The following is a 15,998-nucleotide window of genomic DNA, read 5'->3' as shown; positions in this document are numbered from 1 at the left end:
CCGCCCGGCATGGCGGTTATGGCTCACATATGGGAAGGGAACAGAAACATGACAAAGCGGATCGTTTTCACTGGCGGCACCGGAAAAGCCGGCAAGCATGCGGTATCGTATCTTCTGGCGAAGGGATACTCGGTCCTGAATGTCGATCTGAAACCGCTCGATATGCCCGGCGTGAATACGCTGATCACGGATATCACCGACAGCGGCAAGGTCTTCAATGCGTTGACGACGCATTTCGGATTCTCCGGCTTCGAAGACGGCGCACCACCATCGGCACCCGATGCGGTCGTCCATTTCGCAGCCGTTCCACGCGTGCTGATCGAGCCTGATAACAAAACATTCGAAGCCAATGTCATGGGCACCTATAACGTGCTGGAAGCCGCCATGAAGCTCGGCGTACGCAAAGTCGTGATTGCTTCAAGCGAGACGACCTACGGCGTCTGCTTTGCCGAAGGTGACAAGAATTTCCACGCGTTTCCGCTGGAAGAAGATTACGACAGCGATCCGATGGACAGCTACGGATTGTCGAAAGTCGTCAACGAAAAAACCGCTCGCGCCTTTGCCATGCGCTACGGAGCCGACGTCTATGCTCTGCGCATCGGAAACGTGATCGAGCCTGACGAATACGACAATTTCGCAGATTTCCTTGAACAGCCTATGTCGCGAAAACGCAATGCGTGGAGCTACATCGACGCGCGCGACCTTGGTCAGATCGTCCATCTCTGCCTGGAGAAAGACGGGCTTGGCTATCAGGTCTTCAACGCAGTCAACGACACGATCACCGCCGAGCTGCCAACCGCCGAATTCCTCGCAAAATATTGTCCGGATACGCCGGTCTGGCGCGAGATGGGTCGGGATGAAGCGCCGCTCTCGAACCGCAAGGCCCGCGAAGTTTTAGGCTTCCGCGAAGAGCATCCCTGGCGGCGATATATGCTTCGCTGAGCTGCCAGATTGTCCGCTTCCGCGAGGGCGGGGGAGCTTGAAATGGATGCGGACGTCAGCCTATCGGAGGGGCTGGCGTCATCTCCGGCAAGCGGTTAGCAATAGTTCTAGACGAAGCCGCAGCTTCATCTTTGATCGCGAAGGCATAAGGCGCGCCGCTGTCGCATCAGCCTTAGCTGGGGCACGGGGACGAGGGGATGGGAGACGACAACGCATGCTGCAGATAATCGAACAGCTGGAACAACGCAGAGCTGAGGCGCGTCTCGGAGGGGGCCAAAGACGGATCGACGCCCAGCACGCGAAGGGCAAGCTGACGGCGCGCGAGCGGCTAGAGGTCCTGCTGGACGAGGGCTCCTTCGAGGAGTTCGACATGTATGTCACCCATCGCTGCACGGATTTCGGCATGGAGACCCAGAAGGTGGCGGGCGACGGTGTCGTGACCGGCTGGGGCACCATCAACGGGCGCCAGGTCTATGTCTTCAGCCAGGATTTCACAGTGCTCGGCGGGTCTCTGTCCGAAACCCATGCCCAGAAGATCTGCAAGATCATGGATATGGCGGTAAAGGTCGGAGCTCCGGTCATAGGCCTCAACGATTCCGGCGGCGCTCGTATTCAGGAAGGCGTCGCATCTCTGGGCGGCTATGCGGAAGTGTTTCGCCGCAATGCCGAAGTCTCCGGCGTCATCCCGCAGATATCGGTGATCATGGGACCGTGCGCCGGCGGCGCCGTCTATTCGCCCGCGATGACCGACTTTATCTTCATGGTGCGCGACACGTCCTATATGTTCGTGACGGGCCCGGACGTGGTGAAGACCGTGACGAACGAGATCGTCACCGCCGAAGAACTGGGGGGCGCCACGACCCATACCCAGAAATCCTCGGTCGCGGATGCTGCATTCGAAAACGACGTGGAAGCGCTTGAAGCGGTCAGACAGCTATTCGACTTTCTGCCTCTCAACAATCGCCAGAAGCCCCCGGTTCGCCCTGTCCATGACGACCCGTCGCGGTTGGAGATGCGGCTCGATACGCTGATCCCAGATAGCGCGGCCAAGCCCTATGACATGAAGGAACTGATCACGGCACTTGCCGATGAAGGCGACTTCTTCGAGATCCAGGAAGCATTTGCGAAAAACATCATCACCGGTTTCATTCGCATGGAAGGACAGACGATCGGCGTCGTTGCCAACCAGCCGATGGTGCTGGCCGGCTGCCTCGATATCGACTCGTCGCGCAAGGCGGCGCGGTTTGTGCGGTTCTGCGATGCGTTTTCCATTCCGCTGCTGACGCTGGTCGATGTGCCGGGCTTCCTTCCGGGCACGGCGCAGGAATATGGCGGCGTCATCAAGCACGGCGCAAAGCTGCTGTTTGCCTATTCGCAGGCCACCGTGCCGATGGTGACGCTGATAACCCGCAAGGCATATGGGGGCGCGTATGACGTGATGGCGTCCAAACATATCGGCGCCGATATCAACTATGCCTGGCCGACGGCTGAAATCGCCGTTATGGGCGCTAAAGGTGCGACCGAGATCCTGTATAGGTCGGAGCTTGACGATCCGGACAAGATCGCAGCCCGCACCCGGGAATACGAGGAACGGTTCGCCAACCCGTTTATCGCGGCAGAGCGTGGCTTTATCGACGATGTGATCATGCCGCATTCGTCGCGCCGTCGTATCGCAAGGGCATTTGCCTCGTTGCGCGACAAGCAGGTGCAGACCCATTGGAAAAAGCACGACACAATCCCGCTGTGAGGCTCTAAGCATGATCAAGAAAATCCTGATCGCCAATCGCGGCGAAATTGCCTGCCGGGTCATCCGGACCGCCAAGCGGATGGGTATCGCAACCGTCGCTGTCTATTCGGACGCTGATCGTGATGCGCTGCATGTGAGGATGGCGGATGACGCGGTTCATATCGGTCCAGCGCCCTCCGACCAGTCCTATATCGTCATCGACCGTATTCTCGATGCCGTCGCGAAAACAGGCGCAGATGCCGTCCACCCTGGATACGGGTTTCTGTCGGAAAACGCCCTGTTCGCAGCAGCGCTCGAGAAAGCCGGCATCATCTTCGTCGGTCCGCCGGTCAGGGCGATCGAAGCGATGGGCGACAAGATCACGTCCAAGAAGATCGCCGCCGAAGCGGGCGTTTCGACCGTGCCGGGTCACATGGATCTCATTGCGGATGCCGATGAGGCCGTAAAGATTTCCTCCTCGATCGGCTATCCGGTCATGATCAAGGCGTCTGCCGGCGGTGGCGGCAAGGGCATGCGGATCGCCTGGAACGATGCCGAAGCCCGGGAAGGTTTCCAGTCATCCAAAAACGAGGCGAAGTCTTCCTTTGGCGACGATCGCATCTTCATCGAAAAATTCGTGACGCAACCGCGTCACATCGAGATCCAGGTACTCGGCGACCAGCACGGGACCACGCTCTATCTCGGGGAGCGCGAATGCTCGATCCAGAGGCGAAACCAGAAGGTTATCGAGGAAGCGCCGTCTCCCTTCCTCGATGAGCAGACCCGGAAAGCGATGGGCGAGCAGGCCGTCTTGCTCGCAAAGGCCGTTGGTTATTTCTCCGCAGGAACAGTCGAATTCATCGTTGACGGCAACAGGAATTTCTACTTCCTCGAAATGAACACCCGGCTGCAGGTCGAGCATCCCGTGACGGAGCTAATTACCGGCGTCGATCTCGTCGAACAGATGATCCGGATCGCGGCCGGTGAAAAGCTGGCTTTCGGACAGGATGACGTGAAGCTCGAGGGCTGGGCGATCGAAAGCCGGCTCTATGCCGAAGATCCCTATCGCAATTTCCTGCCGTCGATCGGCAGGCTCAGCCGCTATCGTCCGCCGGTCGAGGGCGTCAAGCAAGATGGCACGATCGTGCGCAACGATACCGGCGTCTTCGAGGGTGGCGAGATCTCGATGTACTACGACCCGATGGTCGCCAAGCTCTGCACCTGGGCGAAAGACAGGACGGCTGCGATCGATGCGATGGCGACAGCGCTCGACGGTTTTGAGGTCGAGGGCATCGGCCACAACCTACCCTTCCTCTCGGCGGTCATGAGCCAGGAGCGTTTTCGCTCCGGCAACTTGACGACGGCCTATATCGCCGAGGAGTTTCCCGATGGCTTTTCCGGTGTGCAACCCGATGCGGATGCGTTGCGGACGCTGGCAGTGATTGCGGCGTTTGCGCATCAGATGATCAGGCAGCGGGCGCTGCAGATCTCAGGAACGCTTGCGACCGCTGGCCGCGTGACGGCAAAGGACTGGATCGTGGCGCTGGCAGACGCTGAGGAAACGGTCACGATCGAGACCGGATCGGCAGAAAGCGCCGTCGTATTTGCAGATGGCAGTCGCTTCGCGATCTCTTCGGACTGGCTGCCCGGCAAGCGACTTGCCAGTTTTACCATCGGTGACAGAGTTGCCGAAGTGAAAATCGATCTGATCGGATCGGCCATCCGGCTACGTGGGCGCGGTATGGATGTCAGGGCGCGGGTGCGTTCACCGCGTGTTGCGCAGCTTGCACGCCTGATGCCGGTCAAGGTCCCGCCGGATATGTCGCGAATGCTGCTCTGCCCGATGCCCGGTGTCATCACCTCGGTCACGGTCGGCGTGGGCGATCAGGTCGAAGCAGGTCAGACGCTGGCGACTGTCGAGGCGATGAAGATGGAAAATGTCCTGAAGGCGGAACGTCGTGGCGTGGTGAAGCGGGTGACAGCATTGCCCGGCCAGAGCCTCGCGGTTGATGAACTGATCATGGAATTCGAGTAAGGCCCGCCGACGATTTCTCAGGAAACGGTGTCGACGCCCACACACAGGGTCAACGGTTCAGCGGTTCTTGAGAACCGTGCAGGAAACGCCGTGGGCTTTGATTTCATTGCAAAGCTTGACTGCAGCGGCCCGGCTTTCCTCACCGATGCGGGCTGCGTATCGCGGACGACGACCGAAATTTCCGCCGCGCTGGCGCACGATAAGTGCGCGTTCGGCATTAAGCGGCGAGGGCAGTTTCGCAGCCGAGGCCGCAAACAGCCGGCCGGCAACGCCAGGGTTATAATGCGCGGCGAGCTGGACACCCCAGGGCGCCCAGTCGGCTGACGCACCGAGAACCGGATCGTTGATGCGACGAGTGTCCGCCAGCGCGACGCAGGCGTCCTTAAACGGTTTTTGAGGGTCCAGATCGGGTGCGGCAACCGCCGGAGCATTGTCTCTCCAGACTTCCGCGGGATAGCCTGTAATCGCGAAGACGTAGTCCCGCGTCTCCATCGGCAGGCTTCCTGAACCAAGAAACCGCTGAAGCCTTGCCTCTCCGGCATTGTAGGCGGCTGCCGAGAGACCAAAATTGCCAAACTTGTCTTTCATTTCAGCGAGATATTTGGCCGAAGCATCGAGCGCGTCGATGACGTTGAAGCTGTTGTTCAAGCCGCGCAAACGGGCGGTATCGGGCATGAACTGCGCGATACCCTGCGCGCCCTTAGGGCTGACTGCTTCAGGCCGAAACAGGCTTTCACGCCATATCAGGCGGGCGAAAAAGGCGGGCGGGATCTTCTGTTCTGTCGCGAAATGTTCGATTGCGTGACAGAGATCGACGTTGAACGTTTCCTTGGCGATGCAGAGCGCTTCGTCGCCGTCGCGCCGCTCGTAGAGGCACTCCGTCTCTTTGGTTGGTTCCGGAGGTGCGGTCTCGGCAGCGACGGGGTCGGCAAAGGCAGCCGCGACCATCAAAGCGCCAGCGCCTAGAAGTTGGAATTCCCTTTTCAACAAAAACCGCTCTCTTCTATCCGTTTGCATGTCCGCCGCCCTGCGTCACGACAGAGGCGATCTTTGGCGCTGCCTTCTTCTTGACGACGTCCTCCAGCGTTACCGGCCGAAGCCCCTGCGCATCGACGCCAACATCAAACTGCCGTGGCAGCGGTTTGAGCCGGCCATGCGAGTGGCCGTGGAGGTTGATCGATTTCTTGCCCATCTTGTTCCAGGTGCGAAACGCGTAGTGGCAGAGGATCAGATGGACATCGTCGATATGAAGCTCATGATAGTGCTGCACGGACGTCCAGCCACTGGCCGACGTCGTGGTCTCCGGGTCGTTATTGCCGATGATCAGGTGTTTGCGGCCGTTGAGCTTCGCCAGTAGCCCATCGCAATCGCCACCGCTTACCGGCATGAAATCGCCGAGATGCCAGACATCGTCGTCAGCGCCGACTATATCATTCCAGTATTGAATGAGTGCCTCGTCGTGCGCGACCATGTCCGGGAACGGTCGCCGGTCGATGCGCAACACGCGGGGATCGCCAAAATGAGTGTCGCTGGTGAAGTAGATCATGAGGTTTTAACCGGACCGCGCGAAAAAAACAGCAACATCTATAACGGACATGCTGGTGCTATGCGGTCTCTGTCTTGGCCTCCAGATTTTCTGCCTTAGCTTTGCGACTGCTGAAGATGCGCCGTACGAGCACGAAAAACAGCGGGACGTAAAGCGTTGCAAGGATCGTCGCCGTGATCATGCCGCCGATGACCGCCGTACCGATCGCGATGCGGCTCTGTGCACCCGCGCCGGACGAAATTGCAAGCGGCAAAACGCCGAAGATGAAGGCAAGACTGGTCATCAGGATCGGTCTTAGCCGCAGGCGGGCGGCTTCCATGGCCGAATCGTAAGCGCTCTTGCCGGCCCGTTCCGCCTGTTCCGCGAACTCGACGATCAGGATCGCATTCTTTGCGGAAAGGCCCATCGTGGTCAGAAGGCCGATCTGGAAGTAAACGTCGTTCTCCAGTCCGCGCAACGTGACAGCACAGACCGCTCCGATGATGCCAAGCGGGATGATGAGCATGACCGAGAACGGGATCGACCAGCTTTCGTAAAGTGCTGCAAGACATAAGAAGATGACGAGAAGCGACAGCCCGTAGAGGATGGGCGCTTGTCCGGCGGACAGTCTTTCCTGGTACGAGAGACTGCTCCAGGCCACCGACGTCCCCGGCAGGTCCGCGGCCAGTTCCGTCATACGGTCCATTGCCTGACCGGAGCTTAGGCCCGGTCCCGCTTGTCCCTGGATTTCATAGGACTGCAACCCGTTGAACCGCGTCAGCGTTGTCGGCGCCTGGGACCAGCTCGTCTTGGCAAACGAAGAGAAAGGTGCCATTTCGCCGCTTGCCGTGCGCACATACCAGCCATCGAGATCCTCGACAGCGCCGCGGTGGGCGGCGTCACCCTGGACGTAGACCCGCTTCACGCGCCCACGGTCCACAAAATCGTTGACATAGACGCCACCCCAGGCTGCGCTCAGGGTTGCATCCACATCGGACTGCTGGATCCCGAGTGCGCCGACCTTTTCGTCGTCTATGTCGATCTGTACCGTCGGGACGTCTTCAAGTCCGCTCGGACGTACGCGCGCAAGTGTCGGATCCGCCGTCGCCGCAGCGAGAAGCTGGTCGCGCCGCTGCTTGAACTCCGTCAGGCTGAGATCGCCATTGTTCAAAAGTTGCATGGTGAAGCCGTTGGACTGACCCAGTCCCTGCACCGATGGCGGTGTCAGCGCAAAGAACTGGGCGTCGCGCAAGGAGCGCCCGAGCGCGGCTGTGGCACGCGCCACAATCGAGGCGGCCGCGTTCTCTTCGCCCACTCGTTCGTCCCATGGCTTGAACTGCACAAAACCCTGACCGACGTTCTGGCCGGAACCGCTGAAACGGAAACCCGAAATCGTAAACAGGCCAGCAATATTCGCCTGCTCCGGTCCGAGGAAGTGGTCTTCGATCGCGGCTGCCGTCTCGACCGTGCGAACGCGTGTTGCGCCGGGCGGAAGCGTGTACTGAACCACGCCGTAACCCTGATCCTCAACCGGAAGAAAGCCGCCGGGAAGTTGGAGGAAGAGAAACACGACGGCGCCGACCAGCGCACAAAAGGCGATGATCGAAAGCCAGATCCTGCGGATGGCGATATTGACGGCCGCGAGATATGTCTTTTGAACCCAGCCGTAACCACGGTCGAACATCGTCCCAAATCGCCGGATCAGACCACCAGTGCGCTTCGGCGCATTCTCTTTGACGCGTGGTTTCATGAGGGTTGCGGTCAGGGCCGGCGTCAGCACCAGCGCCACCACGACCGACAGAACCATTGCGGAGATAACAGTGACCGAGAACTGCCGGTAAATGACACCGGTTGAGCCGCCGAAGAATGCCATCGGAACAAACACCGCCGACAGGACCAGCGCGATCGCAATCAACGCCGTCTGGATTTCACCCATCGAGCGAAGCGTCGCGTCTCGGGGGCTTAAGTCCGGCTCCTCCTCCATGACTCGTTCGACATTCTCGACGACGACGATCGCGTCATCGACCAGAAGACCGATCGAAAGGACCAGTCCGAATAGGGTGAGCGTGTTGATCGAATATCCGAACAGTGCAAGCACGCCGAACGTGCCGAGCACGACGACCGGGACGGCAAGTGCTGGAATCAGCGTCGCACGCCAGCTGCGCAGGAAGACGAACATGACGATGACGACGAGAACGATCGCCTCGATCAGTGTCTTCACCACTTCCTCGATCGAAAGCCGGATAAACTCGGTGGAGTCACGAGGATAGGTGACGCGGTAGCCATCCGGCATGTTTGCCGCTTCGCCATCGATAGCCGCTTTCACCAGCTCGGCCGTTTCAAGCGCGTCCGCGCCGGGGGCAAGCTGAACGGCAATGCCGGATGCCGGATGACGGTTGAAACGGGTGAAGCGCGTATAGCTTTCCTGTCCGAGTTCGACGCGGGCGACATCCGCCAAGGTGACACGTGCGCCACTTTCGTCCGTGCGGATGACGATCCGCTGGAACTCCTCCGGTGTCGTCAGGCGCGAACGGGCGGTCACGATCGCATTCAGCATCTGCGTGTCGGGGGAGGGTTGGGCGCCGATCTGGCCGGCCGCAACCTGCGTATTCTGCGCCTCGATCGCGGTGATGACGTCCGACGGCATCATCCCGTATGAAAACAAGCGACCTGGGTCGAGCCAGACCCGCATCGCGTATTGCGAGCCGAAAAGGTTGGTATCGCCGACGCCGGGAAGGCGACCGATCCGCTCCTGGAGATTGGCGGCAATGTAGTCCGAAATGTCGGAATCCTTCGCCTTACCGGTTTCATCGTAAACAGCGGCGACAAGCAAAAAGTCACTGTTGGACTTTGTAACGGTGAGACCTTGCTGCTGCACCTGCTGGGGCAGGCGAGAGAGAGCCTGCTGCACTCTGTTTTGAACCTGAACCTGTGCGATATCGGGATCGGTGCCCTTGTCGAATGTTACCGCGATCGTGACCTGGCCTTCGGCGCTGGAGGTCGACGTGAAGTAGATGAGGCCGTCGATGCCGGTAAGCTGCTGCTCGATCACCTGTGTCACGCTGGTTTCAAGCGTTGCAGCTGAAGCCCCAGTGTAATTGGCGCGGATGTTCACCTGCGGCGGCGCGATATCCGGATACTGCTCGACCGGAAGCGTCAGGATGGAGCCGATACCACCCAACATGATCACGATCGCGATCACCCAGGCAAAGATTGGACGATCGACAAAGATACGGCTGATCATAGCGCGGGGACCGCCTTGTGCTCTGTTGCTTCTGCGGTCTGCTTCTTACCCAAGTCGACAATCTTGACCTTGTCGTCGGGTTTGACCTTGGACACGCCTTCAACGATGACCCGGTCTCCAGGAGCAAGGCCTTCGGTTACGAGCCAGCGATTGCCGACAGCCTGAGCGACCTGGAGCGCTCGCCGCTGGACGGTATCTCCGTCGCCGACCACGAGCGCGCTTGCCTCTCCCGTAGGGCTCCTCGTCACGCTCTGCTGCGGCACGAGGATCGCATCCTTCGCCTGAGTCTGTGAGAGAACTGCGCGGACATACATGCCTGGCAGCAGGATGGCGTCGGGGTTCGGAAACTCGGCGCGAAGTGTGACAGACCCGGTCGACGGATTGACGGTGACATCGGTAAACTGGAGTTTGCCCGGAAGCGGATATTCCTGCCCGTCTTCCAGTTTCAAACGCACCTCGGCCGTGTCCTTGGACAATTCGCTCGAGGCCATCGCATCTCGCAGCTTCAGTAGCGCGGTCGAGGATTGCTGAATATCGACGAAGATCGGGTCGAGGCGCTGGATGGTCGCCAAGGCTTGCGTCTGCTGTGCCGACACGAGCGCACCTGTCGTTACCAGCGAACGGCCGATCCTGCCGCTGATCGGCGCGGTCACCTTGCTGTAGCGCAGGTTGATCTCCGCGGTCTGAAGCTTCGCATTGTTCTGCGCGACGGCCGCAGTGGCAGACCGGAGCGCTGCAGTGGCATCCGTAAACGCCTGCTCGCTAACCGCTCCCTTTTGCGCCAGGGGCTTTAAACGTTCGAATTCGATCCGCGCGTTGTCTTCGCCGGCCCTTGCACTTTCGAGATTGGCGCGTGCCTCCGCAACCGAGGCTTCGAACAGGCTTGCATCGATCTGGTAGAGCGTGTCGCCCTTCTTGACGAAAGCACCCTCGGTAAACGAGCGAGCCTCGATGATCCCTGACACCTGGGGCCTGACCTCAGAAGTCTCGAACGGGGATGTGCGACCTGCAAGCTCGTTCACGAGCGGCACGTCTTCTGTTATCGCCGTCACAATCCCAACTTCCGTTGGCTGGCGCGGTGGCTTTGCTTCCTCCTCGGCCTGCAGATTGCAGCCGGCAAGTGCAACGGCACAGCCGATGGCTGCAAGCCGCGGCAGCAACCCCTTCTTCGGGTAGGAGAACTGTGTGGGGATCATCGTAATTTGGCCTGTTTCGTCGCTGCCGAGATGAGTTGCTCGGCAGGTAACGCGGAAGGCGGCAAATCGTACGGTGCTGTTTCATCACGATGTTGCGATGCAATCGCGAGCCGGACATTTTGCGTCCGAGAGGCCTGAGAAAGCTGGCCCATGAGAGCTGGCCTGTCCGCAGTTTCTGCAAACAGTTTCAGAGTAGCTGTATGGTGACTGCTTCGATCAGAATATGATAGATATTCTCTATGACCGTCTGGGAATCCGTTTTGAACGGTGCCGGCAGGTTTTTAGAATGTTCCTAAAGTGTTCAAATTATCGGTATCTAATATTATCGTTTGCTAATTTTGCAACGCGGTCGCGATCCCGCTGCCCACTTAAATCTAGGGGTATGTCGATTGATATTTTCTATCAGGTCATTTGTTTCGTGCCTCAATGTCATTCGGGCACGAACCGCTTGATGGATAGTGGCGATATCTGCGGCGGCGGGCTTTGCAAAGGTCGTGCCTTGTGAGATGGCTCGCGAGCAAGGATGGAGGCGGAACGAGCTCATGCAAGCGAAATCAACCAGCCAAGATGGTGAACGCAAAAGCGGTATGCAGGCGGATCCGGTCGGGGTTTTGCAGAAGGTTTACGGCTACCCTTCCTTTCGCGGCGACCAGGAGGCTGTCGTTCGCCATGTTGTTTCGGGCGGAGACGCGGTTGTGCTGTTTCCGACGGGCGCAGGAAAATCCCTGTGCTTTCAGATCCCGGCTCTCTGCCGCGACGGCGTCGGCATCGTTGTTTCGCCGCTGATTGCGCTGATGCGCGATCAGGTCGAGGCGTTGAAGCAGATCGGAGTCCGTGCCGCCTCGATCAATTCCTCCATGCCGCGGGAAACGTTCGGCGAGGTCAAACGCGCGCTGGCGGCTGGCAGGCTCGACATGCTGTACGTGACCCCCGAGAGGATCGTGACGTCAGGGTTTCGTGAGTTGATCGGAGACGCCAAGGTCGCGCTGTTTGCAATCGATGAAGCCCATTGCGTCTCGCAATGGGGGCATGATTTTCGCCCGGAGTATCGGCAGCTCGGTGAACTCGCCGACCTTTACCCGGGCGTGCCGCGTATGGCGCTGACCGCGACCGCCGACCCGCATACGCGGGAAGATCTTATCGACAGGCTCACCCTGCGCAATGCCCGGGTCTTCACCGCATCGTTCGATCGCCCGAACATTGCCTACGAGATCGTTGAACGGGATCAACCGCGCCAGCAGTTGCTGCGCTTCCTGGAGAATCACAAGGGATCGAGCGGTATCGTCTACTGCCTGTCGCGCGCGAAGGTCGAGGAGACCGCGGAGTGGCTGAGTGCGCAAGGCATCCGCGCGTTGCCCTACCATGCGGGTATGGACCGGGAGGTTCGCGATGCCAATCAGGACGCCTTCTTGAAAGAGGAAGACCTCTGCCTTGTCGTGACCGTCGCGTTCGGGATGGGCATCGACAAACCCGATGTACGCTACGTCGCGCACCTGGATTTGCCGAGCTCAGTCGAAGCCTATTATCAGGAGACGGGCCGTGCCGGTCGTGACGGTCTGCCGTCCGAAGTTTGGATGGCCTACGGGATGGCCGACGTCATTCAGCGCGGCAGGATGATCGACAACGGCACGTCCGGCGACGACGTCAAGCGGGTCGAGCGCGCCAAGCTCAATGCGTTGCTTGCGATCTGCGAGACAGCCGGCTGCCGACGACAGGCGATACTCGCACATTTTGGAGAAGAGCATGCGGGGCATTGCGGAAACTGCGATACCTGCATCAAGCCCGTGGACACCTGGGACGGAACCGAGGCCGCCATCAAGGCGCTCGCTGCCGTGTATCGAACAGAGGAACGGTTCGGTACCGGCCATTTGATCGATGTCCTGCTCGGCAATGACAACGAAAAGACACGTCGCTTTGGCCATGTGGACATGCCGGTCTTCGGTGCGGGAAAGGATCTGGCACAAAAGACGTGGCAGTCTGTCTATCGCCAACTTCTTGCCGCAGGCCTGGTGCGCGTCGATCACCAGGCTTTCGGAGCTTTGAAACTGGAGCCTTCGGCACGCGATGTCTTCCGCCACGAGCGGACCGTCCGTTTCCGCAAGGACCCGGTGACCGGCCGCAAGACGCCACGAGGGCAGACGGCAGGCTCGAAAAACCCAAGGTCGCAGTTGGGAGAAACCGACGCGGTCTTGTTTGAGGCATTGCGCAAGATGAGAATGACGATTGCGAAGGATCTGGCGATCCCTCCCTACGTCGTATTCGCCGATGCGACGCTGATCGCGTTTGCAACGCAGCGGCCGACAACCCACGACGCGCTCCTCGGTGTATCCGGCGTCGGGCAAGCGAAACTTGAGCGCTATGGCGACGCGTTCCTCGATATTATTCGGGCACACGACGGATAATCGATAGACGACTGTTCGATTGAAAGGTGGAAGGGCGCTGCGAGCGGCTAATGGTCGCCCCGACACTATATCGGGACGACGCCGGTCCTTACTGCTTTGTGACGGGAAACGTTCTGAGGCGGTCCGGCGGGCACGTGCCCTCGATCCCGGCGCGTCTGTCCGCTACGTACTGGATTGCTTTCACGACCTCGAGATCGAGGATCGGCTTCTCCATCACGCCAAGCGTTCCCTTCACGCCCGCCCCCAGTGCGCCCGGATCGCTCGTCATGAACAAGACGGTGATGTCGGCGATTGCGAGGTCGCGCCCGATGCCCGGCCCGGTTGGACCGTCATCGAGGTTGACATCGACCAATGCCATATCCGCCGTGGCAGCAAGCAACGTGGCTTCCGCTCTGTTTCTCGCCACGCCAATCGAATGGTGCCCCAACGCTTCGACAGCGTCTTCCAGACCCATTGCAATAATTGGCTGATCTTCGACAATCAGAACATTGAAAGCCATTTCCATTCTCCGTTCATGAACACTTTTGCGTAATCTCTTAGTGAACGAACGGGCGGAAATGCAGGGTGTTCCAGTTTTCGTCACAAATACTTATGGTTGAACGTGGCTATCGCGTGATGCCCCACAGAAATCCGATAGCCGCCGCAAGCCCAACGGCTCCGATTGGAGATCTTTGGATACCGCGCTTGATGTCGTCCACAATAAGGCGGGGTTCGTTCGCGTACTCGCGGTAGGTTGCCGGCTCTACGGCTCTGTCCTTCAAACTTTCGAGCTCGGCGCGCAGGGCTGTCAGCGTATCTCGTGCTTTGGCAGTTGCCGAGTTGTCGCGGTCGTGGACCGATGCCAGCGCTTCATCGACAAGCGGTTCGTCTGAACTCGTGCTCGGGCCGCCAAAGCCTGTGGCAGTGGACGAAGATGAAACAGGATCGGAACCCGGGAAGGTCTCCTCGAGGCCCTGTTGCAGGACTTCGTCTGGAGTGCGGGCGCGTTGTGCTGCCTGTTCGCGAAGAAGAGAAGCGGCAGCAGGCGACTGGGAATGATCGGCCATTGGGTTTTCCTTGCTTGTTTGTTTGGGGATCGAGACATCCTCTGATCCGGCTCGTGTTTCTTTGGGTACCGAAACTCGCTCTTCGAGAGCGGTTTCGGGAGAGGAGCGAGCCTTCCCGAAACCGAACGACAATGAACGGATCAGATCATGATCTCGCCGCCGGTCACCGGAATGACGGCGCCAGTCATGTAGCTGCCAAGGTCGGACGCCAAGAGAACATAGGCACCTGCCAATTCGGCTGGCTGGCCCGCACGACCGAGCAGGGTCTGCTCGCCGAACTTCGCCGCCTTTTCAGCCGGCATGGTCGAGGGAATGAGAGGCGTCCAGATCGGGCCCGGCGCGACGGCATTCACCCGGATCCCATGTTCTGCCAACATTTCGGCAAGACCAGCCGTGAAGTTGGAGATGGCACCCTTGGTCGAGGCGTAGGCGAGAAGCTGTGGCGAAGGTTGACGCGACTGGATCGACGTCGTATTGATGATCGAGCTACCCGGCTTCATCAGAGGGACAGCCGCCTTCGATAGGAAGAATGGTGCGTAGATGTTGGTCCGGAACGTCTCGTCCCACTCTTCCGCAGTGATATCGGTAATGGTGGCATAGGTGCGCTGGAAGGCGGCATTGTTGACGAGGATGTCAATTTTTCCGAGCTCATCGGCCGTGCGCTTCACGAGCGCGTTGCAATGCTCTTCCGACTTGATGTCTCCGGGAACGACCACTGCCTTGCGGCCTGCTTCGCGCACCCACTTCGCCGTGTCTTCAGCGTCTTCGTGTTCGCTGAGGTACGAAATCAGGATATCCGCGCCTTCGCGGGCGAATGCGATCGCCACAGCTTTGCCGATGCCTGAATCGGCACCGGTGATCAGCGCGACCTTGCCCTCAAGACGACCATTGCCCTTGTAGGAGTGTTCGCCATGATCCGGCGCCGGATCCATCAATGCGGTCTGGCCTGGCGGATCCTGATGCTGGGCGGGATGGGGAGGTGTCGGGCGACGTGTTTCTTGCATGGTTTGATCTCCAGTCTAGCGTTCTGAGCAGAAACAAGCTGATCCACAATCGGTTCCGTTGTCGCTCACTCAGCCTCTTCGAAAGCGCTCCAGTCGGGCCGGGGAAACTAAAAGTTGACTTTCGGGAGCGTAGCCGCTATTTGTGGTTTATCGATATTTTGCTTGCTGATCTTTGGTTATTGCGCTTCGAACGAAGCGCCTGAGCGAACTTCCTCTTCAAAACAAATCGCTATCACCTTCTGCAAGATCTCGTTTTGCAGATTTCTTCTCTATGCTTTGAAAGGGTTCACTATGACCACTGGCACAGTAAAATGGTTTAATTCCACTAAGGGCTTCGGCTTCATTCAGCCTGACGATGGCGGCGCTGATGCGTTCGTTCACATCTCCGCAGTCGAGCGCGCCGGAATGCGCGAAATCGTTGAAGGCCAGAAGCTGGGCTACGAACTTGAGCGCGACGCAAAGTCGGGCAAGATGTCGGCCTGCAACCTTCAGGCTGCTTAATTCGATTTTTGCTTCGCTTTGACCACGGATGTACTGGCACTGTCGAAGTAGCAGTTGGTGAGGGCCGAGCATACGTGCTCGGCCTTCTTATTTGGCGTCTACCGCCAGGATTGGATAAGAAATGACGGAAACAATGTCGAAGTCGCGCGAGCGTGCGGAAGCCGCATTTGCTCAGACCCAGACCCAGTTTTTCTCCCGCGTCGAAGCGGTCGCAGAATTAAACGCACACGTCGCCGAACGTGACTCAAAGACGGCTCGGCTCAAGGCTGCGCGCCTTGCAAAAGAAATTGAAGACCGCGCCTCTGCGACCGCTGCACTGATTGCAAAGCGCGCCAAGAAGGCCTGACACCAATCCGACTTGGAATGAACTCGGCCCG

General features: G+C 59.1%; 13 protein-coding genes. 6 read left to right on the top strand and 7 right to left on the bottom strand.

Annotated features, from left to right (window positions below):
- The first annotated feature begins 48 nt into the window (after window positions 1-48).
- The 3 genes from AC0JZ8_RS21905 to AC0JZ8_RS21895 all read left to right on the top strand — a co-directional run bounded on the left by AC0JZ8_RS21905 (window position 49) and on the right by AC0JZ8_RS21895 (window position 4,703).
- A complete protein-coding gene (locus AC0JZ8_RS21905) occupies window positions 49-942 on the top strand; it encodes an NAD-dependent epimerase/dehydratase family protein (RefSeq protein WP_471893550.1) in 894 nt (297 codons plus the stop codon).
- A gap of 214 nt (window positions 943-1,156) precedes the next feature.
- Complete coding sequence (locus tag AC0JZ8_RS21900; RefSeq protein WP_471893549.1) at window positions 1,157-2,689, top strand: acyl-CoA carboxylase subunit beta; 1,533 nt, start codon at window positions 1,157-1,159, stop codon at window positions 2,687-2,689.
- Between the two features lie 10 nt (window positions 2,690-2,699).
- Complete coding sequence (locus AC0JZ8_RS21895; RefSeq protein ID WP_471893548.1) at window positions 2,700-4,703, top strand: acetyl-CoA carboxylase biotin carboxylase subunit; 2,004 nt, start codon at window positions 2,700-2,702, stop codon at window positions 4,701-4,703.
- Between the two features lie 57 nt (window positions 4,704-4,760).
- Here AC0JZ8_RS21895 and AC0JZ8_RS21890 read toward each other — a convergent pair whose 3' ends face one another.
- Genes AC0JZ8_RS21890 through AC0JZ8_RS21875 form a run of 4 tightly spaced genes read right to left on the bottom strand, consistent with a single transcriptional unit; the run spans window position 4,761 to window position 10,668 of the window.
- Window positions 4,761-5,651, bottom strand: a complete 891-nt coding sequence (locus tag AC0JZ8_RS21890) for a lytic transglycosylase domain-containing protein (RefSeq protein ID WP_209899937.1) — start codon at window positions 5,649-5,651, stop codon at window positions 4,761-4,763.
- Between the two features lie 55 nt (window positions 5,652-5,706).
- Complete coding sequence (locus AC0JZ8_RS21885) at window positions 5,707-6,249, bottom strand: hydrolase (RefSeq protein WP_471893547.1); 543 nt, start codon at window positions 6,247-6,249, stop codon at window positions 5,707-5,709.
- 58 nt (window positions 6,250-6,307) lie between these two features.
- Window positions 6,308-9,472 (bottom strand): efflux RND transporter permease subunit, encoded by a 3,165-nt coding sequence (locus AC0JZ8_RS21880; protein WP_471893546.1) that lies wholly within the window; start codon window positions 9,470-9,472, stop codon window positions 6,308-6,310.
- A complete protein-coding gene (locus AC0JZ8_RS21875; RefSeq protein ID WP_471893545.1) occupies window positions 9,469-10,668 on the bottom strand; it encodes an efflux RND transporter periplasmic adaptor subunit in 1,200 nt (399 codons plus the stop codon). Before AC0JZ8_RS21875 ends, AC0JZ8_RS21880 begins: the two co-directional genes overlap by 4 nt.
- Before the next feature lie 587 nt (window positions 10,669-11,255).
- On the opposite strand from AC0JZ8_RS21875, the gene recQ reads away from it, so the two are divergent.
- Window positions 11,256-13,070, top strand: a complete 1,815-nt coding sequence (gene recQ / locus AC0JZ8_RS21870; RefSeq protein ID WP_471893860.1) for a DNA helicase RecQ — start codon at window positions 11,256-11,258, stop codon at window positions 13,068-13,070.
- An 88-nt stretch (window positions 13,071-13,158) separates the two neighbouring features.
- Here recQ and AC0JZ8_RS21865 read toward each other — a convergent pair whose 3' ends face one another.
- The 3 genes from AC0JZ8_RS21865 to AC0JZ8_RS21855 all read right to left on the bottom strand — a co-directional run bounded on the left by AC0JZ8_RS21865 (window position 13,159) and on the right by AC0JZ8_RS21855 (window position 15,120).
- Window positions 13,159-13,569, bottom strand: coding sequence for a response regulator (locus tag AC0JZ8_RS21865; protein WP_082471777.1), 411 nt, complete (start codon window positions 13,567-13,569; stop codon window positions 13,159-13,161).
- A 106-nt stretch (window positions 13,570-13,675) separates the two neighbouring features.
- Complete coding sequence (locus tag AC0JZ8_RS21860; RefSeq protein ID WP_062459686.1) at window positions 13,676-14,116, bottom strand: hypothetical protein; 441 nt, start codon at window positions 14,114-14,116, stop codon at window positions 13,676-13,678.
- 140 nt (window positions 14,117-14,256) lie between these two features.
- Entirely contained in the window at window positions 14,257-15,120 is an 864-nt protein-coding gene (locus AC0JZ8_RS21855) for an SDR family oxidoreductase (protein WP_162759507.1), read from the bottom strand.
- A gap of 291 nt (window positions 15,121-15,411) precedes the next feature.
- Between AC0JZ8_RS21855 and AC0JZ8_RS21850 the strand changes: the two genes are divergently transcribed.
- Together AC0JZ8_RS21850 and AC0JZ8_RS21845 are read left to right on the top strand one after the other, a co-directional pair.
- Complete coding sequence (locus AC0JZ8_RS21850) at window positions 15,412-15,621, top strand: cold-shock protein (protein WP_062459695.1); 210 nt, start codon at window positions 15,412-15,414, stop codon at window positions 15,619-15,621.
- Window positions 15,622-15,742: 121 nt separating this feature from the next.
- Window positions 15,743-15,967 carry a hypothetical protein gene (locus tag AC0JZ8_RS21845; protein ID WP_062459699.1) on the top strand — a complete coding sequence of 75 codons (225 nt, stop codon included), beginning with the start codon at window positions 15,743-15,745 and terminating at the stop codon, window positions 15,965-15,967.
- Window positions 15,968-15,998: the final 31 nt, after the last annotated feature.

It is taken from the genome of Velazquezella soli, from assembly GCF_977018685.1.
The sequence above is the reverse complement of the archived record's forward strand: the minus strand, read 5'-3'. Positions and strand labels throughout refer to the sequence as shown.